Annotated in this window: 16 protein-coding genes and 1 pseudogene; 5 read left to right on the top strand and 12 right to left on the bottom strand. The window is 58.7% G+C overall.

Going from position 1 to position 20,186, the window contains the following annotated elements; translation table 11 throughout:
• Positions 1–5: 5 nt before the first annotated feature.
• On the bottom strand, positions 6–2,231 hold the full coding sequence (locus BLQ12_RS04305) for an NADP-dependent isocitrate dehydrogenase (RefSeq protein WP_092208619.1): 2,226 nt from the start codon (positions 2,229–2,231) through the stop codon (positions 6–8).
• Between the two features lie 467 nt (positions 2,232–2,698).
• Between BLQ12_RS04305 and BLQ12_RS04300 the strand changes: the two genes are divergently transcribed.
• Positions 2,699–3,625 (top strand): transposase, encoded by a 927-nt coding sequence (locus BLQ12_RS04300; protein WP_139163826.1) that lies wholly within the window; start codon positions 2,699–2,701, stop codon positions 3,623–3,625.
• A gap of 315 nt (positions 3,626–3,940) precedes the next feature.
• Here the strand turns inward: BLQ12_RS04300 and BLQ12_RS28465 are convergent, their stop codons facing one another.
• The 8 genes and pseudogenes from BLQ12_RS28465 to BLQ12_RS04265 form a co-directional block, all read right to left on the bottom strand.
• Positions 3,941–4,159, bottom strand: coding sequence for a Crp/Fnr family transcriptional regulator (locus tag BLQ12_RS28465; protein ID WP_404826003.1), 219 nt, complete (start codon positions 4,157–4,159; stop codon positions 3,941–3,943).
• A 132-nt stretch (positions 4,160–4,291) separates the two neighbouring features.
• Positions 4,292–4,636, bottom strand: a pseudogene (locus BLQ12_RS28460) (cyclic nucleotide-binding domain-containing protein); the annotation flags it as partial.
• A gap of 77 nt (positions 4,637–4,713) precedes the next feature.
• Entirely contained in the window at positions 4,714–4,986 is a 273-nt protein-coding gene (minE, locus tag BLQ12_RS04290; protein WP_226860132.1) for a cell division topological specificity factor MinE, read from the bottom strand.
• 7 nt (positions 4,987–4,993) lie between these two features.
• Positions 4,994–5,794 carry a septum site-determining protein MinD gene (minD, locus tag BLQ12_RS04285; RefSeq protein WP_092208611.1) on the bottom strand — a complete coding sequence of 267 codons (801 nt, stop codon included), beginning with the start codon at positions 5,792–5,794 and terminating at the stop codon, positions 4,994–4,996.
• A 130-nt stretch (positions 5,795–5,924) separates the two neighbouring features.
• Positions 5,925–6,602 carry a septum site-determining protein MinC gene (locus BLQ12_RS04280; RefSeq protein ID WP_175469489.1) on the bottom strand — a complete coding sequence of 226 codons (678 nt, stop codon included), beginning with the start codon at positions 6,600–6,602 and terminating at the stop codon, positions 5,925–5,927.
• A 346-nt stretch (positions 6,603–6,948) separates the two neighbouring features.
• On the bottom strand, positions 6,949–8,109 hold the full coding sequence (alr, locus tag BLQ12_RS04275) for an alanine racemase (protein WP_092208607.1): 1,161 nt from the start codon (positions 8,107–8,109) through the stop codon (positions 6,949–6,951).
• A gap of 66 nt (positions 8,110–8,175) precedes the next feature.
• Positions 8,176–8,877, bottom strand: a complete 702-nt coding sequence (locus BLQ12_RS04270) for an anaerobic ribonucleoside-triphosphate reductase activating protein (RefSeq protein WP_092208605.1) — start codon at positions 8,875–8,877, stop codon at positions 8,176–8,178.
• A gap of 300 nt (positions 8,878–9,177) precedes the next feature.
• Positions 9,178–11,268 (bottom strand): ribonucleoside triphosphate reductase, encoded by a 2,091-nt coding sequence (locus BLQ12_RS04265; protein ID WP_092208603.1) that lies wholly within the window; start codon positions 11,266–11,268, stop codon positions 9,178–9,180.
• A 1,077-nt stretch (positions 11,269–12,345) separates the two neighbouring features.
• On the opposite strand from BLQ12_RS04265, the gene BLQ12_RS04260 reads away from it, so the two are divergent.
• On the top strand, positions 12,346–12,627 hold the full coding sequence (locus tag BLQ12_RS04260; protein WP_092208601.1) for a hypothetical protein: 282 nt from the start codon (positions 12,346–12,348) through the stop codon (positions 12,625–12,627).
• Between the two features lie 121 nt (positions 12,628–12,748).
• On the opposite strand, the gene BLQ12_RS04255 is transcribed toward BLQ12_RS04260, so the two are convergent.
• The 3 genes from BLQ12_RS04255 to BLQ12_RS04245 form a co-directional block, all read right to left on the bottom strand.
• Positions 12,749–13,315, bottom strand: a complete 567-nt coding sequence (locus BLQ12_RS04255; RefSeq protein ID WP_175469488.1) for an NUDIX hydrolase — start codon at positions 13,313–13,315, stop codon at positions 12,749–12,751.
• A 9-nt stretch (positions 13,316–13,324) separates the two neighbouring features.
• Positions 13,325–13,762: a thioredoxin family protein gene (locus tag BLQ12_RS04250; RefSeq protein ID WP_175469487.1), complete on the bottom strand. Its 438-nt coding sequence runs from the start codon at positions 13,760–13,762 to the stop codon at positions 13,325–13,327.
• A 186-nt stretch (positions 13,763–13,948) separates the two neighbouring features.
• Entirely contained in the window at positions 13,949–14,650 is a 702-nt protein-coding gene (locus tag BLQ12_RS04245) for a cytochrome c biogenesis CcdA family protein (protein WP_092208595.1), read from the bottom strand.
• A 363-nt stretch (positions 14,651–15,013) separates the two neighbouring features.
• Between BLQ12_RS04245 and BLQ12_RS04235 the strand changes: the two genes are divergently transcribed.
• From BLQ12_RS04235 to BLQ12_RS04225, 3 genes are all read left to right on the top strand, one after another.
• Entirely contained in the window at positions 15,014–18,148 is a 3,135-nt protein-coding gene (locus BLQ12_RS04235; protein WP_139163825.1) for a hybrid sensor histidine kinase/response regulator, read from the top strand.
• A gap of 29 nt (positions 18,149–18,177) precedes the next feature.
• A complete protein-coding gene (locus BLQ12_RS04230) occupies positions 18,178–18,633 on the top strand; it encodes a chemotaxis protein CheW (protein WP_092208591.1) in 456 nt (151 codons plus the stop codon).
• 338 nt (positions 18,634–18,971) lie between these two features.
• A complete protein-coding gene (locus BLQ12_RS04225) occupies positions 18,972–20,090 on the top strand; it encodes a protein-glutamate methylesterase/protein-glutamine glutaminase (protein WP_092208589.1) in 1,119 nt (372 codons plus the stop codon).
• The last annotated feature ends 96 nt before the right edge of the window (positions 20,091–20,186 follow it).

The raw sequence follows: 20,186 nt of genomic DNA, 5'->3' as shown, positions 1-20,186 counted from the left end.
ACTCATTACAATTGATCAATGATCTTGTTGAACGTGGCGCTCGGGCGCATGAACTGCTCTGTCTTTGTTACGTCGGCCCTGTAGTACCCATCAAGGTCAACGGGGCTTCCCTGGGCACGAATCAGCTCTTCCGTGATGACGGCTTCGCTGGCCGCCAGCTTTTCGGCGATCACAGAAAACCGAGTGCTGAGGTCAGGGTCGGCGGTTTGCTCTGCAAGGGCCTGTGCCCAGTACAGGGCAAGGTAGAAATGGCTTCCCCGGGTGTCCATCTCGTTTACTTTCCGGGAAGGAGACTTTTCATTTTCCAGAAACCGGCCGATGGCCTGGTCCAGGGTTCTTGCAAACAAGCTCGCTTTTTCGTCCCCGTGGGTTGAGGCGATGTGCTCGAAAGAGGGCACAAGGGCGCAGAATTCCCCTAAGGAATCCCAGCGAAGGTGGCCTTCCTTCAACACCTGCTCCACGTGCTTGGGGGCAGACCCCCCGGCGCCTGTCTCAAACAGGCCGCCGCCTTCCATCAAGGGGACGATGGAGAGCATTTTGGCGCTGGTGCCGAGCTCGAGAATGGGAAAAAGATCCGTGAGATAATCACGCAGGACGTTTCCGGTGACAGAAATCGTATCTTCCCCCTTCCTGATTCTTTCAAGGGAATATGTCATGGCCGAAACCGGATCCATGATCTTGATGTCCAGCCCGTCGGTGTCATGATCTTTCAGGTAGGCTTCGACCTTCCGGATAAGCCGTGTATCATGGGCCCTGTTTTCATCAAGCCAGAAGACGGCAGGCGTTTTTGTGATGCGTGCACGGGTCACAGCGAGCTTCACCCAGTCCCTGATGGGCGCATCCTTGGTCTGACACGCCCGAAAGATATCGCCCTTTTCAACCGGCTGCTCCATCAGCATGTCCCCGGAGTCATCGACAACGCGAATCACACCGTCTCCGGGAGCCTCAAAGGTTTTGTCGTGGGAACCGTACTCCTCGGCTTTCTGGGCCATGAGGCCCACATTGGACACACTGCCCATGGTGGCAGGATCAAAGGCGCCGTTCCTCTGGCAATCCTCGACAACTTCACGGTACATCGTGGCGTAACAGCGATCCGGGACCATGGCGATGGTGTCATGGAGCTTGTCATCGGCACCCCACATCCTCCCGCCGTCACGGACAACCACGGGAATGGACGCATCGACAATCACATTGTTCGGGACATGCAGGTTGGTGATGCCCTTGCTTGAATCCACCATGGCAAGCTGGCACCGTGCCCCATACACCGCCATGATATCCGCCTGAATTTCAGAGCGTTTGTCGTCGGGGAGCATCTGGATTTTCGCGTAGAGATCGCCCAGGCCATTGTTCACGTTGATGCCCAGCGGGGCCAGGGCCTCCTGATGCTTGTCGAAAACATCCTTGTAGAACACCGAAACGCAGTGACCGAACATGACAGGGTCAGAGACCTTCATCATGGTGGCTTTCAGGTGCAGGGAGAGCAGCACCTTTTCCTGCCTGGCCGCGGCAATCTGCTCGGTATAAAAGGCGCGCAGGGCGCGGATGTTCATCACCGAGGAGTCCATGACCTCACCGGCCAGCAGAGGCGTTTTCTCTTTCAGAACAGAAACATGCCCTTCCAAGTCGACGTGCTCGATGCGCACGCAGCACGCCTTGTCCACCACAACGGACTTTTCGCTGGAGTAGAAATCACCGTTTGTCATATGGGCAACCCGGGCTTTGGAGTTGGTCGGCCACTCCTTCATGAGCCTGTGGGGCTTCTTTTTTCCAAAGGCTTTCACAGAGGCCGCCGCCCTCCTGTCGGAGTTCCCCTCCCTGAGGACAGGGTTCACGGCACTGCCAAGGACTTTGGCATAGCGGGTATGCAGCTCTTTTTCCGCATCGGTCTGGGGCTCTTCCGGGTAATCCGGTACATCGAACCCCTTGCCCTGCAACTCCTGGATGGCCGCTTTGAGCTGCGGAATGGAGGCGCTGATATTGGGCAGCTTGATGATATTGGTTCCTGGCTCCTTCACAAGGGCCCCGAGCTCTTCCAGGTGGTCGGCAACCTTCTGGTCCTCTTTCAGGTTCTCCGGAAAATTTGCAAGGATCCGTCCCGCAAGGGAGATGTCCTTTGTCTCAAACTGGATACCTGAACCCTTTGTAAATGACTGAAGTATGGGCAACAGAGAAAAGGTTGCCAGTGCGGGAGCCTCATCTATAGCGGTGTAAATGATACGTTTGTTTGTCATCTTGTCCTCATTTTAATTCAGGTAAACCACCAGCTGTGGCAGTGGACTCTCACAGAGGTCGGGCCTTCGCAACAATGAATCCTTAAAAAAAATGCCTCCGGCGGCGAGGTAAGCCACCTAAATAAAGCCGATTGCCCCTCATTCCCCGGGTCAAATCACAGCGGCTTCTTCACGGGATTTCGTCGTTTGTTCTTTGCAGTGGCCCTTCAACGCTCCGGGAGCCGATGGGCAGAAAGCTGCCGTCTTGTCATCCATCAACGAAAACAGTCTTTTTCTACTACCTTAAGCTCACCATCAAAGCAAGGGCTGCCTGTCGAACCCAAATAGGGACAGGCTCTTTATGTTGGACATTCCATCCATCTTGTGGCAGGCTTCACTGTATCGGTATCATATTCAAATCATAAAAAAATCCCCCCCATAAACCGATCCCGCGCATCAGATGCTGCAACACCGAAAAGGAGGATTCCATGCCACGAGTTCCCCGTATGGTCGTTACAGATTCAGGGCAAAAAGCCGCCTACCATGTGATCAGCCGCACCGCACTGGACGGCCTTCCCTTCGGCAAGGTTGAAAAAGACGAGCTGGTTCGAATCATTCAGATTTTTTCCACGATTTACTGTGTTGAGGTTTTGGGGTTCGCCATCATGGGAAACCATTTTCACCTGCTCATCGAAGTGAGCCCCGGCGACATGATCTCTGACGACGAAGTGCGAAAACGCTTTCAGAGACTCTATGGGAGGAATACGGAATTTTCTGAAGGCCGCCTGGAAGAGTACCGAGAAAGATTTTGCAGCCTCTCAGCCTACGTCAAGGACATCAAGCAAAGGTTTTCGTGCTTTTACAACAAACGAAAAAAACGCAAAGGGACCCTGTGGGGAGAACGCTTTAAAAGCGTCATCGTTGAGCAGGGGAACACGTTGATCCATTGTCTCGCATATATAGATTTAAATGCCGTGCGTGCAGGTATCGTAAAGCGACCCGAGGAGTATCGCTGGTGCTCCATCGGACACCGATTCCAAACCGGAAACAGGGACGGGTTTCTCTCACCGGATTTGGGAATACCGGATGTCAGTGAGGATGACCCATCGGCGAAACTAAAAACGTACCGGAAATACCTCTATCATTTGGGAGCCATCGAGAAGAGAGGAAAAGCAAGCATCCCCCAAGAGATTCTGGATGAAGAGACAGCCGAGAGCTTTGAGGTGAATCGCGCAAGGCGCTTCCGGTACAGGACGCGCTACTTTACGGATTCCGGAATTATAGGGTCCCGGACCTTTGTTGAGACGCATTACAACACATTCAAAGACCTTTTCCGGGCAACACGGGAGAAAGTCCCGAAGCGTGTCAAAGGAATCGAGGGGATGTACTCCTTGAAACGACTGGGGGAGGCCTGAACAACGCCCTCATCGCCAGTAGAAGAGTAGAAATGGATGTACCTGCTGTGTGGTAAAAACCAATAAACGCTAAAGGACTGTTATAGTGCCCCATGCCGGACTGCGCCTTATTGCCCCCCCCTGAACGCCCTTATCAAGCCCGAGCTTTCCTCAAGCCCCATGCACGATAGAGCAACCATGAAAAAACCGTGATTATTTGCATATCAGGTCTGGGGCTGCGCACCAAACCGGTCAAGCTGCGAACTTTGCATAAAGAGCCTGTCCCCTTTAGACTTTAGAAAAACCGCACTTTCTCATTGGGCCGGGGCCTAAGGCCTAAAAATCCATGGGCACGGCGAGCTCTTCCAGGGACTCCCAGTCCGAGATGGTGATCACCCCGCGGTTCAGCTGGATGATGCCCTCTTCCCGGAGTTTTTTGAGCTCCCGGTTCACGCTCTCGCGGGTGGCGCCCACCATCTCCCCCAGCTCTTTCTGGGTGAAGGTAAGGTCAATCTCAACGGGTTTGTCCCGTCCGTCGGAGACCTTTTCGGCCAGCTCCAGAAGGCACTTGGCAAGGCGGGTGGAGATACTGAAAAAGCAGAGGCCTTCTAAAAGGTCGTCTGTTTTCCGGATCATGGAGGAAAGGTCGCACAAGAGGGTGCGCAGGGCGTGCTCGTCTTCCTGGAGGATGTGGATAAAGGCGTCGCGCTCGAGGACCAGTAGACGGCTGGCGGTCATGGCCACGGCGTCGGCGCTTCGGCTCTGGCCGTCAAACATGGACATGGTCCCGAAAAAGGAAGGCTCCCTCAAAACCGTCAGGATGATCTCTTCCCCCACGCTGGAGGGAAGGACAATTTTAACGGCCCCCTCTTCAATGATGTACATCTCATTGCCCTCGTCCCCCTTGCGGAAAAGGGCCTCTCCCTGCTTGAGGGCCACCGGTTTTACCGCATCTGCGATGCGGTCAAGGCTGGCGGTGTCCAGGGAACGAAACAGGGGAATGGTCCGCAGCAGGTCATGTGTGAGATCCATGGCATCCTCTCATGTCAATGGTCGTAGGAGACCCCAATGTCAATTCGTCTCAGGGGTCCTGAAAAAGTCCATCGGCCCTATCGGCGAAGGGACGACAGGATCGGGGTGTTCATCACCAGGGCCGAGTAGTCCTCGGTTTTGTCAATATCCAGGGTAAACCCCGCCCTGTCAATTTCAAAATAGCGGGAAATCACATCCAGAAGGTCCTCGCGCAAATTGGTCAGGACCTCGTCGGAGACCTCCAGGCTGTCGCACACCAGGGCGAGCTTGAGGCGCTTTCTGGCCACATCGCTGCTCCGGGTCTCGCCTTTACCTCCCATCATCTTCTGCAACAGGTTGTTCAGCATCATCTCCTCCTTACCTTGCCAGACCCATTTTCCGGCCGAGGCGTTTAAAGAATCCACTGTCTGTCCGGGGAACTTCGATGGGCAGATCGGTCTGTCCGGCAAGGCGGCCTGCGATACGCTCAAAGGCGCGCCCGGCCTTGGAGTCCTTCTGCATCACCAGGGGGACCCCGGTGTTGGTGGAGACAATGACCTGTTCGTCCATCTCCACAAGGCCAAGGAGCTCAACGGAGAGCACATCCACCACGTCCTCGTGACTGAGCATGTCGCCGCGTTCCACCATCTGGGGCACGATGCGGTTCACCACCAGCTTGGGGGAGATCTCCTTGGCCAGGAGCAGGCCGATGATGCGGTCTGCATCCCGGATGGAGGAGACCTCGGGCATGCAGACCACCACGGCGTCATCAGCGGCGGCCACGGCGTTCTCGAATCCCTGCTCGATTCCGGCGGGGCAATCGATGAGGATAAAATCGTAGTCGCCTCGAATCTCTTCGATAAAGGCGGTCACCTCGTCGGGGCCCATGGTGTTCTTGTTGTCGCTCTGGGACGCGGGGATGAGAAAGAGGTTGTCGATGCGCCGGTCCTTGATGGCCACCTGGGAGGGTTTGCATCGCTGTTTGACGGCATCCACGACGTTGAAGACGATGCGGTTTTCAAGCCCCATCACCACGTCCAGGTTCCGCAGTCCGATATCCATATCCACCACAGCCGTTTTCTTGCCCGAAAGGGCCAGGGCCGCTCCGATTGAAGCCGTTGCCGTGGTCTTGCCCACACCGCCTTTACCCGATGTGATGACGATTACTCTGCCTTTCACGTATCCAACTCTCCTGTCCGTGCGTTTCTTGTTTACGATGCGCCAGCCAAAAGGCATCGCCTGATACAAAAGGACCCGCCGCCCGATGCGCCCCTTGTGCGGGTCGCCTGCCGCGGCACAAAGGCTCCGCTTACGTTCTCCAGGTGAGAACCGGGGCTTTGGCAAAGGGGTTTTCCTGCAGGTAATCGGCCACCACCACCCCGCCGTCCACCACCGAGGCATACACCACCTGCCCGGGCTTGCCGGGTGTGTGATGATCCGCCACATGGGATCCGATCTGAAGCTGCATGGGCCGGTAGTCCAGGGCCATGACAATGGAGGTCGAATCCCCCGGGGAACCGGCCATGGCCGTCCCCCGAAGGCTGCCCATCACATAGATGTCGCCTCCGGCCACCACCTCGCCCCCGGGGTTCACGTCCCCTAGGACCACCAGGTGCCGCTCCGTGGTCACCCGCTGACCGGATCTCACGCGCCCGGTCAAAACCTGGGTTTCCGAGGCCGATGGGGTGGCGATGATCTCGGCCCCTTCGCTTTCCGGCGGCTCCCCGTAGGGCAGGACACCGGAGACGGCAAAACGATCCTGCAGCACCGGGGCAAGGCGATCCGCCCAGAGGGACGAACCGGCCCAGCTGCCGGCATCCACCTGAACAAGTGCCCCGGCAGCAAGGTTTCTAAGCTGGCGAAAAATCCGAATCGTGGCCTTCAGAAGATGGTCTTCCGAAGCCTTGGGGTCCACAGAGAGCAGAAAACCGTCCCCATACCCCTTAATTTTTACCGCAGTTTTCGCCGATCCAAACAAAACCGCCACCGCATATCCTTCCTTAACATGTTGGCAACATAGCAAAAAGCCCCGTAAAACAAATCGCTCCACACGAACACAGGCCCCATCGTGGAAAACCACACCCTGCGGGTTGCCCCGGGGAATCCGCAAGCCGTGTTGCGAGGCTATCAGCAATAATAGCTATCCAAAGTAACATGCAATCATAAAAAACCAAGGGATATCGGTCAAGGCAGATCACGCAAGGTGAGTAGAATAGAGGGATGCACCAAAAGGAACTGATTTAAGAAAACAGCAAAAAGATGAGTAACATTCCGGAATTTGGATTGTTTTTATTTTCCGCCGGAAGGGGAGCGCCGGCTCCCCGTACGCGAATTTACGGAAGATAGATCCGGGGAACCCGGGAGGCAACCATGCAGGTCACTTCATAATTGATGGTGCCGATGGCCTCGGCGATCTCGTCGGCGGATACCGTTGCGTCCCCCTGGCTGCCCATGATCACCACCTCATCGCCCACGGCAACGCCGTCAATGCCGGTGACGTCCACCATGGTCATGTCCATGCAGACCCGGCCCAGCACAGGGACGCGCCTGCCCCGGACCAGCATGTGCCCGCGGCCCGACAACAGCCGGGGGTATCCGTCCCCATAGCCGCAGGGCACCGTGGCCACCACGGTCTCCTGTTCTGCCCGCCAGGTTCCGCCGTAGCTGATGAAGGCGCCTTTTTTCACGTGCTTTACCTGGACAATATTACCCTTTACCGTCATGGCAGGCCGCACGCCCAGGGCGTCCACGCGAACCTTGGCAGAAGGGTTCATCCCGTACAGGGAGATGCCCCCCCGTACCATGTCGAACCGGGCCTCGGGAAGGGTAAAGATCCCGGCCGTGTTGGCGGCGTGGCGTAATTCAAAGACAAGCCCGCGAGCCTTAAGGTCATCCAGTACGGACGTGAAACGGGCCAGCTGGTTACGGGCCTCCACAAGGTTGGCTTCATCGGCGGTGGCAAAGTGGGTAAAGATGCCTTCGGCCTGGAGCCCCGGAAGGGCTGCGGCCTCCAAGATGGCAGAAGCACATGCCCGGGCCGACGCCTCGCCGGGATCCTGCACCGCATCAAAGCCCACACGGCCCATGCCGGTGTCCACCTTGATGTGCCCGAGGACCTTGCCGCCCAGGCGTTCTGCGGCCTGGCTCAACATGCGGGCATGCCCGGCATCCACCACGGCCTGACGAAGGGCGTAGCGAATCAGCAGGGGTACCCCCGCCTCGGTGGTGACCCCCAGGATCAGGATGGGGGCTTCAATGCCCGCCTCACGCAGGGCCACTGCCTCGGAGACACGGGCCACCCCCAGCCAGGACGCCCCGTTTTCAAGGGCTGTCCGGGCCACCTGCTCGGCCCCGTGGCCATAGGCATTGGCCTTTACCACGGCCATGAGCCGCGCGGCTCCGGCGTGGGCCTTTAATATGTGGGCATTGGCGGCGATGCGCGAAAGGTCAATCTCCGCGCAGATGGGTTCGGGAACGTTACCGGTTGCTGTCATGGGCACCTCCACAGGCGCAGATGCGGAAACGGACCGCAGCCTTTGCCAGCTGCGGCCCCGCCGTCATCACGACGCCATCCTGAGCACACAGCGCCTGACCTTCTCTTCGGCAACGCACTTGAACCGCTCCAGGAGTTCGGGTGAGATCCCTTCGTAAACATCAAAAAAATCCGGATTCAGGGTGTGCTTGGGGTTAAACTCCTGCAGAGCGTAAAGCTCTGCGCCTTCAATCATGCCGGTGATGGTGTCGAGGACCGCCTCGTCGATGAAGGGCGAGGTGCAGGTGGTGCGAAACTCATGGGGCAGCCCGGAGTGCAGGATGGCCGAGACGCTCTCTTTGAGCTCGGCCTCTATGGGGCGACGGGAAAGCAGGGGCATGTAAGCGGCAGGATCGGCCTTGATGTCCATGGCCACATAGTCCAGCAGCCCCTGTTCCATCAGGGACCTCAGCATGGCCGGGCGGCTGCCGTTGGTGTCCAGCTTGACCAGAAAGCCCATCTCCTTGACCTTGCGGATGAACTCCGGGAGATCGCTGTGAAGACAGGGTTCTCCCCCGCTCACCACCACGGCGTCCAGGCGGCCCATCCGGTTTTTTAAAAACCCCAGGACCTCATCCACCCCGTAGGGTGTCTCAGGCCCTCCCTCGTTCACCAGGCCGGCGTTGTGGCAGTAGGGGCAGGTCAGGTTGCAACCGTAGGTAAAAACCACCGCCCCGATCTTTCCGGGGTAGTCGATGAGCGAGCATTTGTTCAAACCACCGATAATCATCTTGGGAACTCTCCTTCCATCACCAGATGCCGGACGCGAAGGCCCGCGCATCTGCCGCTCCAAAATAGTCGGGGCCGATCTTTCCTGCAAGGAGAAATCGGCCCCGACACACACATCAAAGGCTCGGCAGCTAGGCCGTTCCTTTTGCTGTTCCCCGTTGGACACGGGACACAGCCATCTAAAGCAGGAGCCAGTGCACGGGGCATTGCCCTGCAATGGCGGGAAAAACGGCCGCTGGGCAAACGTGTCGCCGCAACGGCCGAGACCTGCACGTGGGCAGGTTGCCTGCGTCAGGCCGCCTTACGCCACCTTAAAGGTTTCACGCATGCAGAATTCGCTCTGCTTGCCGTTGTTCCACTGGGACACGGGCCGAAGGTACCCCACCACGCGGGAATAGATCTCCGTTGCGCTGCCGCACTTCTCACAGGTCTTCACCTCCCCTGCGATGTACCCGTGGGAGGGGCAGACGCTGAAGGTGGGGGTCAGGGTAAAGTAAGGCAGGCGATAGTTGCCGGACACCTTCCGCACCAAAGACTTCACCGCTTCCACATCGGTGACCTCTTCCCCGAGGAACATGTGAAGCACGGTTCCCCCGGTGTACTTGGTCTGGAGCTCGTCCTGGAGATCCAGCACCTCGAAGAGGTCGTCGCTGTAGTTCACGGGCAGGTGGGTGGAGTTGGTGTAGAAGGGGTCGTCGCCGCCCTTGTACGCCGCTTCGTTGGCACAGGCCGCATCGGGATGACGCTTCTTGTCCTTCATGGCCAGACGGTAGCCGGTGCCTTCCCCGGGGGTGGCCTCCAGGTTGAAGATGTCACCGGTCTCATCCTGGAGCTCTTCCAGGCGGCCGCGGATGTGATCCAGGATCCTCAGGGCCAGGGCCTTGCCCTCGGTGTCGGCGATGCCCTCGCCCATGAAGTTGACCAGGGCCTCCTGCATGCCGATGATGCCGATGGTGGAAAAGTGGTTCTTCCAGTAAATCCCGAAGCGCTCCTTGATGTGGCGCAGATAGAACTTGGAGTAGGGGTACAGGTTCTTTTCGGTGAACTCTTCCAGGATCTTGCGCTTGATCACCAGGCTCTCTTTGGCCAGGTCGATGAGCTCGTCAAGGCGCGCCATAAAGGCATCTTCCGTGTCCACCTCTTTGCCGATGCGGGGCAGGTTGAGGGTGACCACGCCGATGGAGCCGGTGAGGGGGTTGGCACCGAAAAGCCCGCCGCCGCGTTTGAGGAGCTCGCGGTTGTCAAGCCGCAGGCGGCAGCACATGGACCGGGCGTCGTCGGGGCTCATGTCGGAGTTGACGAAGTTGGAGAAATAGGGAATCCCGTAGCGGCCCGTCATCTTCCAGATCATGTCGAGGTTGGGGTTGTCCCAGTCGAAATCCTCGGTGATGTTGTAAGTGGGGATGGGGAAGGTAAACACGCGCCCTTTGGCGTCCCCTTCCATCATCACCTCGGCAAAGGCACGGTTTAAGGTGTCCATCTCCTCCTGGAACTCGCCGTAGGTCTCGGTAAGGTCCTCCCCGCCGATGAGGATGGGGGTATCTTTGAGGTTCTTGGGCACCACAAGGTCCATGGTGATGTTGGTAAAGGGCGTCTGGAATCCCACACGGGTGGGGATGTTGATGTTGAAAACAAACTCCTGGAGCGCCTGCTTCACCTTGTCGTAGGAGAGGTTATCCTTGCGGATAAACGGAGCCAGCAGGGTGTCGAAGTTGCTGATGGCCTGGGCCCCTGCCGCTTCGCCCTGGAGGGTGTAAAAGAAGTTCACGATCTGGCCCAGGGCGGTGCGCAGGTGCTTGGGCGGGGTGCTCTCCACCTTGCCGGCCACGCCTTTGAAACCCACACGCAGAAGGTCCTGGAGGTCCCAGCCCACACAGTACACGGAGAGCAGGCTCAGGTCATGGATGTGAAGGTGCCCTTCGTTGTGGGCATCCCTGATGGCTTCCGGGTAAATCCGGTTGAGCCAGTACTCGGCGGTGATGTCCGAAGAGATGTAGTTGTTCAGGCCCTGGAGAGAGTAGCTCATGTTGCTGTTCTCTTTGATCTTCCAGTCGAGCTTTTTGATGTAGTTGTCCATCAGCTCGGTGTTGGCCTTGATGGTGATGTTCCGGATCTGGGCACGCTGCTCACGGTAGAGGATGTACGCCTTGGCGGTCTTGTAAAACGGAGAGTCCAGGAGCACGCGCTCTACAATATCCTGGACCTCTTCCACGTCGGGAACCGCCCCCAGACGAAGGGTGCGGGCCATGCTGAGAAACTTCATGGTCAGCATCTTGCCTTCCCGCTCCCCGAACTCCCCTGTGGCTTTCCCCGCCTTTGCGATGGCCGCCGTAATTTTGGAAGAGTCAAATTCCACCACGCTACCGTTTCGTTTTTTTATTCGTTCGAACAAATGCCTACCCCTTCTTCATCTTTAACGTTCACAGGTTTACGCAGACCGTACGAAAAGAGACGATCCTGCCCCCTCTGCATAAAGGGCGCATCTCTCGGTCGTACCAGTCAGGTTAGGGTCCCGGTTGCATAGCCGCACACCACGGTGCGGGCTGAATCAGGTAAGGGAGCTGCAATACGCGCACACATCCCCATGCTCAGCCGATGACTATGTAACCACCATCTCCTCTTGTATGTTGTAAAGACTGCTTACATCGAATTTTTATGTGGAAAGATACCGATCGACAGCCATCAAGGCAGGGAGCAACAATGCCCTATTATTGGATCGGTAACGACGTGACATGACGCCGGAATAACTGCGCAGGAAGCCCCTGCTGTGATACACCAACGCCGTCATGGATTATCTTACGGATGTCCCTCATTCAGTGGGTTGGGGATCGGGTGCCATGCACGGCATCGGGTACGGATGTGTCCCCTGCCGGGATTGCGTGACCCCTTGGGCCCCATATGACAATGGAATTTTCTGATTAATCGGGTTTCCGAGAACTCGGTTTTCAGCCTGCCGCATCCCACGCAGGGTGGTGGCATCGTGAAATCGGGTGTCAGGTAATGACCCGGGGGTGTCGTTGGGCCGGTTCAGTTGGGCTCAAAGACAGCTCAAGTTTACACAATATATAGTCAGTGTCAAGCCCATTCTCCCACATATTGTATATTCCTCCTCCGGGACACCACCAGCCAAATCTCGAAAAAAATCAAGCGCGTAGACACATTGTCACAACCGTGAACAATGACCACGCCCGTTTTTTTTTCTATTCATTCAAACCTGGGATCCACCCGAAACACGCCCTCTTTCCACCGGATTGTCCCTGGTAAAAAAAGCCATCCCACCCAACGGCAAAGGCATGCTATGTTTTTCACCGGGCCCAGTGCGCTATGCGGCCCGAAAACAGCAGACCCACAGGACGCCCAAGACACGGAAGTCCTTGGGCTTTCTTGAAGCACAAGCGGCACCGGCCGCCCCAATAACGGCCGCACCGGCCTTACGGGCCCCAACACGGGACCCTTGCAGGAGATCACCATGTTCGAAGACAAAAGGCCCCATACGCGATTAATGGAACGGACGCCCCCGGACATCAGGCGGGCCATCGGGGGGTTGTACCGTTCCCGAACCGCCACGCGCCTTCTCATCCTGGTCGCCCTTGTCTCTGCCGTGTTCGGCGGCGTGGGGCTCGATGTGTGCCTGTCGGAGCCCATGTGGGAGGCCCACGTGTGGATCCCCGCCCTGCTCATCGTCCTGGCGGTATGGATCTTTGTTTCCATCCTCCTGCACGCCATCCGCATCAAGCTCTTCACAAAGTAAGGGGCTGCACCGCCGGCCACAAAAAAACTGCCCTGTCGGTGGGTGTGACCCCGACAGGGCAGTTCGATATGACGTCATTTCCTATAAAAAGCCCGGGCAAAACGCCCGACCCGAAGCGGAACTATACCAGAAGCAACTCGGTAAAGTAGTGAAAAATGCGGGCGGTGGCCCCCCAGACGGCCATGTCCTCCACCGGGTAAAGCAGCTCATCCCACCCGGGAACACGGCCGGAGTAGGCCTTTTCATGGTGGGTTTTCACCACCTCCCCAAGGGGGATCATGACGATGCGGGCAATCTCCGAGGTGTCGTAGACCACCTCCTCTTCCTCCCCGTGCCAGATCCCGAAAAACGCTTCGATCTCGGTGCTCTTGATGGTCTGGAAATGGCCCAAAGAGCCAATGAGGTCCACCTGGTCGGGCAGAATCCCCGTCTCTTCCTCCAGCTCACGGTACGCCGTGGAGAGGGAGGAGGGATCCACGGGGTCCTGGTGCCCCCCGGGAAACGCCACCTGGTTGGCCCAGGGGTATCCCTTGTTATCGGCCTTTAAGATGGCCAGAATCGTCGGATCGGTCTCAGGGGTTCGCATGAGCATGAACACGGAGGCCTTTTTCAGATGATCCCCTCCCGAGTCGGGGTGCGCTGTGGTTCGAATCATCTCCCGGGCAAAATCCACATCAAATGGGGCCATGGCGTTCATTTACTGTTTGTACCCCTCTTTGGCCATAAACTGGAGCCGCTGCAAAAAGGTGTCGGCGTCCAGGTACCCGTTCATGAAACTGATCTGGGTACCGTTTTCATCAAGGAACAGGCTGTAGGGCAGCCCCCGAACCCGGTACTTCCGGGCCAGCTCCTTTTCCCGGTCCGCGTCCACCCGCACCGGTACGAAGTTCTCGTTTAAGTAGGCGATCACTTTTTTGGACTGAAAGGTGGTGTCGGCCATGAGGGTACAGTACTTGCACCAGGCCGCATGGAAATTGACGTAGATCTTCCTGCCGCTGGATGCGGCCAGTTCCACCCCTTCCTGATACGATTTCCACTGGATGCCGCCGGGGGCATTGTCCAGGGCAAAAGCGCTCGTGCTGGTTATCAACAGGCAGACAAGGGCCGCCGCAAACGATATCAATGCGTTGCGCATGGGTATCCTCCGGATAGGTTCTCCCACCGTGTCCGTCCCCTCCCATAAAGGCATGGGCTCCGGGCATCAATGGGCTCAGGTTGTCGCCTTCACCGGCAGGTCGTCCGCCGTCGGCACACGAAAAAACATCACCGAGCGCTGAACAGCATCAGCAGCAAAAGCGCTCCTTTTACAACACCATAATGGTTAAGGGATTGCAAGGGCATTGATATAGCCCCCGAGCAGCAGAACCCCTACGGCCACAAGCAGGGCGCCGGCCACTTTGTTCACGTAGGGCAGCACCCGGCGCGCCTTTTTCATGAAGTTCAACATGGCGTGGATAAAAACGGAGATCAGCACAAAGGGCAGGGCAAGACCCGCCGAATAGACCGTCAGGAGGGCCATGCCCCGGGTCACCGTCTCCTGATTTCCGGCAAGGACAAGGATGGATCCAAGCATGGGGCCGATGCAGGGGCTCCACCCCGCTCCGAAGGCCATACCCACCACGAACACCCCAAAAAGGTGCAGGGGCTTTTGACGCACCCTCAGGCGCTTGTCCACCTGAAGGCTGGGAACACGGAGCAGCCCCAAAAAGTGAAGCCCGAAGAGGATCACGAGGATTCCCCCGCCGATGCGGAGCCACTCCTTGCTGTCGTAGAGCAGCCCGCCGAGGGTGGAGACCGCTGCGCCCAGCAGCACGAACACGAGGGAAAAGCCCGACACATAGGCCAGGGTCGCCAGGATCACCTGCTTTCTTACCCCCACCCCTCCGGCATGGAGTTCCTCCAGGGAGAAGCCGGTTATAAAGGTAAAGTAGGCGGGAACCAGCGGCAGCACACACGGGGAAAAAAACGAGAGCAGGCCCGCAGCAAATGCCGCGCCCCAGGAAACCGTCAAAAAACCAGTCATATAATCTAAAACTCCAGTCCAAACAAAATAAGGGTGGATGTCAGGCCCGTTTTTTCAGAAAAATCGGTGTACCCTGCCAGCAAACGGGCAAATTATATGGAAGTTACCGGGGAAAGGCAAACAAAAGATAGCGTCGGTATTTCCTTACCAAACAGCAATTTAGCTCCGGAGCGCCCCGTATCCCCGACAATCACACGTCCGCTGCCCCCCATCCCCTTGAAGACACTTGAAATCATCCCGGCCTTAAAAAAAAGGATAAGTAATCTCCCCATCCTGCCGATAAGTACGGTTAAACGAATAAATAACACGTCCAACGGACAAGGCATCCAATGCACCTGACCGGCTGAGCTGGAGGTATATGCAATGATTTTTGAAGACGACGACACCTTAAGAATGTACGTGGAAGAGTCCCTGGAGCACCTTTCGGACATCGAAAGCGACCTCCTGGCCATCGAGGAGGCGGGGCTTGAAAACGGCGAAGAGCTGATCAACAATGTATTCCGAGCGGCCCACTCCATCAAGGGTGGTGCAGGGTTCATGGGGCTCACGCAGGTCAAGGAGCTCTCCCACAACCTGGAAAACGCCCTGAACATGATGCGTAACGGTGAGCTGGCTCCGGCTCCGGCGGTCATCAGCACCCTGCTCACCGCCTTCGACAAGCTGACGGACCTGGTCAACAACATCGAAACCAGCAACGAGGCGGATATCAGCAGCTTTGTCGAGGCACTCATTGCCATCGACAGCCTGCCCGAGGCCCCTGAGGCGCCCGAGGCACAGGCCCCGCCCGCCCCGTCGGCAACCGACGACGAAGATCCCCTGGCCCCCTTTGAAGTGGACCGGGAGGAGCTGGACAAATTCCTCAGGCAGGGAAAATACGTCTACCGCCTCGCCTACGACCTGGATCGGGACATCGCCGACCAGGGCAAGGTGGTCAACGAGGTCCTGAACACCCTGGGCAACAGCGGCATGATTTTAGACTCCACCGATCCCACGGTGGCTGCAGATGCCGACGGGAACCGCCCCTTCCTGGTCCTTTTTGCCTCCATCATCGAACCGGACATCGCACCCCTCCTGGCCGAGCTGGACGAATCCGCGGTTCAGGACATCACCCCGCTTCTGGGCGGCGGTGAACCCGCAGTGGAGCAGATCATCGAAGAGGCCGAGGCAACCCCTGCCCCCGCGGCCCCCAGCGCACCCGAACCGGTGCAGCCTCCCCCTGCGCCCCAGGCAGCGGCCCCTGCCGCCCCCACCCCACCCAGGGTGGAAGAGCACGACACCCGGCCCATGGAGGCAGAGACCCGAAGCAAGGGCCAGACCTCCATCCGCGTCAACCTGGAACTGCTCGACACCCTCATGACCCTGGCCGGGGAACTGGTCCTCAGCCGCAACCAGCTCATGCAGGGCATCACCGGAAGCAACACACGGGCCGTGGAGACCTCGGGCCAGCGCATCGACATGATCACCTCCGAACTCCAGGAGGCCATCATGCGCACCCGCATGCAGCCCATCTCCAACGTCTTCAACAAATTCACCCGCGTGGTCAGGGACCTTGCAGGCACCTTGAATAAAAAGGTGGACCTCTTCATTGAAGGCAAGGACGTGGAACTCGACAAAACCATCATCGAGTCCATCAACGACCCCCTCACCCACCTGGTGAGAAACTCCGTGGACCACGGCATCGAGTCCCCGGAAGACCGAACCCGCCTGGGCAAGAACCCCACGGGCCGCATCTTCCTCAAGGCCTTCCACGAAGCGGGCCAGGTCAACATCGAGATCAGTGACGACGGCGGCGGCATCGACGGGGACGCCATTGCCACGGCAGCCATCCGAAAAGGGCTCTTAAGCGAGTCCGACGTGGCCGTCATGAGCACCAAGGAGAAGGTGGGCCTCATCTTCCTGCCGGGATTCTCCACCGCACGCCAGGTGACGGATGTCTCCGGGCGCGGCGTGGGCATGGACGTGGTCAAGACCAACCTCGACAAGCTCGGCGGCATCATCGACATCCACTCCAAGCCCGGCAAGGGGACCACCATCCTCATCAAGCTGCCCCTGACCCTGGCCATCATCCCCAGCCAGATCGTCTCGGTGGAGAACGAGCGCTACGCCATCCCCCAGGTGAACCTGGACGAGCTGCTGCGCATCCCCGCAGCCCAGGTAAAGGATCGTATCGAAAAGGTGGGCAACGCCGACGTGGTCAGGCTTCGAGGGGCCCTTCTGCCCCTGCTTCGCCTCACCGACCTCCTGGACATCGCCCCCACCTTTGTCCACCCCGAAGACGGCAAAGTCTACCCGGACAAACGCCGCAACCTGGCCGACCGGCGCCAGGGTGACGAGGAGGACCTCCCCGAAGAGATCCGCGACATGCGAAGCGGTGAAGACCGGCGTTACCGAAGCGACAGCGCCATCAACATCGCCGTGGTCTCTGCGGGCAACTTCAAGTACGGCCTCGTGGTGGATGAACTCCGTGACTCCGAAGAGATCGTGGTCAAGCCCCTGGGCCGCCACCTGAGCAAATGCGACGGCTACGCCGGAGCCACCATCATGGGCGACGGCCGTGTGGCCCTCATCCTGGATGTGGCCTCCCTGGCCAAGATGGGCTCCCTCAACGAGTCCTCCTCCAAAACCATCAGCGCCGCCGAAGAGGCCTCTGCCAACGAACGCAACAGCGCGGGCAGCGACCGCACGGCCCTTCTCACCTTCAAAGGGGGCGAGGCCGAACACTTTGCGGCCCCCCTCAACCTGGTGGAACGCATTGAGCGCATCAAATCCAGTGATATTGAAGAGGTGGGCGGACGCCGGGTGATCCAGTACCGCGGCGGCACCCTGCCCTTGAACGAGGTCTCCGAAGTGGCCAACGTGGCCCCGGTCCCCGAGAGCGACCAGTACGAAGTGGTGGTCTTCCGTGTGGGAGGCCGGGAAACGGGCCTGCTTGTGACACCCCCCGTGGACGCCGTGGAAGTGGACCTCAACGTGGACTCCTCCACCTTGAAGCAGGAAGGGATCATGGGGTCCCTCATCGTGGGGGACCACACCACCCTCATGGTGGACATCTTCGAGCTGGTGCGCACGGTCAACCCCACCTGGTTTGAAGAGAACCGGCCCACGGGCCCGGACCTCGCCGCCACAAGCGGTGAAATCCGCGTGCTCTTTGCCGAAGACTCCGCCTTCTTCCGCAACCAGGTCTCCGACTTTTTAGGGGACGAAGGATTCATCGTCACCACCGCCGAAGACGGCGCCGAAGCCTGGGACTTCCTCAACAAAGGGGTGGACGACTTCACCGTCATCCTGACCGACCTGGAGATGCCCAACATGGACGGCTTTGAGCTCACGAAAAAGATCAAAGCCTCCGAGACATACGGGCACCTTCCCGTGGTGGCCCTCACCTCCCTTGCCAGCGAGCGGGACATCCACAAGGGCAAGGAAGCCGGCATCGACAGCTACCAGATCAAACTGGACCGGGAAAAGCTAATTGATGTGGTTCGAGAGTACTCGCTGTAGACCAACCCGTCAGCGTTAGGAGAGACACCATGAATGAACAGGCAAAGAAAAACGGAAACTCGTCCATGCTGGAGCTTGCCACCTTTTCCGTAGGTGAGGCCCAGTGCGGCATTGACATCCTCAAAATACAGGAAATCAACAAGCAGACCGAGGTCACCGGCGTGCCCCAGTCCCCCGACTACGTGGTGGGGGTCCTCAACCTTCGCGGGCGCATCGTCACCGTCATCGACCTCGGCCTCAAGACAGGGCTCTCCCCCATCACCCGGGACAAGGACAACAGGAACATCATCGTGGACTCCATGGGAGAACACATCGGGCTTCTGGTGGACCGCATCAGCGACGTGATGAGCGCCGACCCCAGCCACGTGGAACCCCCCCCTGCAAACCTCGGCGGCATCGAGGGGAGCTACTTCGAAGGGGTGGTCAAGACCGAGGCGGGGCTCATCGGTGTCCTGGACATCGAGCGGGTCCTCACCGAAGGGTGATGACAACAGCCCCCCTTATCGGGCCGTAACAAAAAAAAGGGTCGCTCCGACCAGGATTCGGTGATAGGTCACCTTCGCCGGAGTCGTTGCGCCCCTTCGGAAAGAAAGCGGACAAGGGACCTCCTGCGGGAGGTCTCTGTACTCCCGGAGTATCCGCACCCTGTTCGTTGCAGCCCTGGGCTCATACGCAAATGCGTTGCACACACCCACCGGGCCGGTGGCAGCACACCTCGGCATACGTCATGCCGATCCGGTGGCGCCATTCAACCTGACGGCCCCGTGCATCCGTTGTTGCCCGAGCCCTTAAACCCCTTCTTTAGTTTCCTGGAGGAATCGCCATGGATCCCATCAAGGTACTGGTGGTTGACGATACCATTCTCTATCGCAAAGTTGTCGGGGACGTCATCGCGTCCATCCCGGGTGCCGAGGTATGCGGCACCGCGGCCAACGGCCGATTTGCACTGACCAAGATCAAGACATTCAAGCCCGACCTCATCACCCTGGACATCGAAATGCCGGAGATGAACGGCTTAGAGCTTCTGGAAGAGCTGAGAAAAACGGGCATGAAACTGCCCCGCATCATCATGCTCTCCACCCTCACCACCACAGGCGGGGACATGACCATCCGGGCCCTGGAACTGGGGGCCTTTGACTTTATCACCAAGCCCCAGTCCGGTACCGCCGCGGAAAACGTCGAAAAAATACGAACCCGCCTGACGCCGGCGGTCACCGCCCTGATCCAGGAGAAAAAATTTCGCTCGCGGCTCAGCAACGCCCGGGCCACCCTGGCACGCACCGCCACCCCGCGGGAGGCAAAACCCAAACCTGCCGCAACACCGGCCAGCCCGTCACACCGGCGCATCACCCGCCCTGTGAGCCGAGCCTCCGAGGTGGTCACCATCGGTATCTCCACCGGCGGTCCCAACGCCCTGGCGGCAATGCTTCCCAAGCTTCCGGCCGACATCGGGGTGCCCGTCCTCATTGTGCAGCACATGCCGCCGGTCTTTACCAAATCCCTTGCGGCAAGCCTCAACACCAAGTGCGCCATCGAGGTCAAGGAGGCTGAAGACGGGGACCTGTTGAAACCGGGACTGGCGCTCATCGCCCCGGGCGGTAAGCAGATGCGCGTGGAGGCCCATCGAGACGGGATCCACCGCATGGTCCGCATCACCAACGATCCCCCGGAGAACAGCTGCCGGCCCTCTGCCGACTACCTCTTCCGCTCCGTGGCCGACCACTACGTGGGACGTGCCACCGGCATCATCATGACCGGCATGGGGCAGGACGGCTTCAAGGGGTTGCAGAAAATGCACGAAAACGGTGCCGTCATCCTGGCCCAGGACGAAGCCAGCTGTACGGTATACGGGATGCCCAAGGCCCCCACCGAAGCCGGAATCACGGACAAGGTGGTCCCCCTCTCCGACATGGCCCGCGCCTTGATGGGCACGCTTAAATAACGCCTTTCACCGATATGACCGAGCCCCTGCGACACGCAACCCACGGGCAGGGTGTGCCGACAGGCCGCCCCGCCCAGGCCAGAGGGCTCTGAAACG

The organism is Desulfoluna spongiiphila, assembly GCF_900101345.1.
GTDB classification, from domain to species: Bacteria; Desulfobacterota; Desulfobacteria; order Desulfobacterales; family Desulfolunaceae; genus Desulfoluna; species Desulfoluna spongiiphila.
The sequence above is the reverse complement of the archived record's forward strand: the minus strand, read 5'-3'. Positions and strand labels throughout refer to the sequence as shown.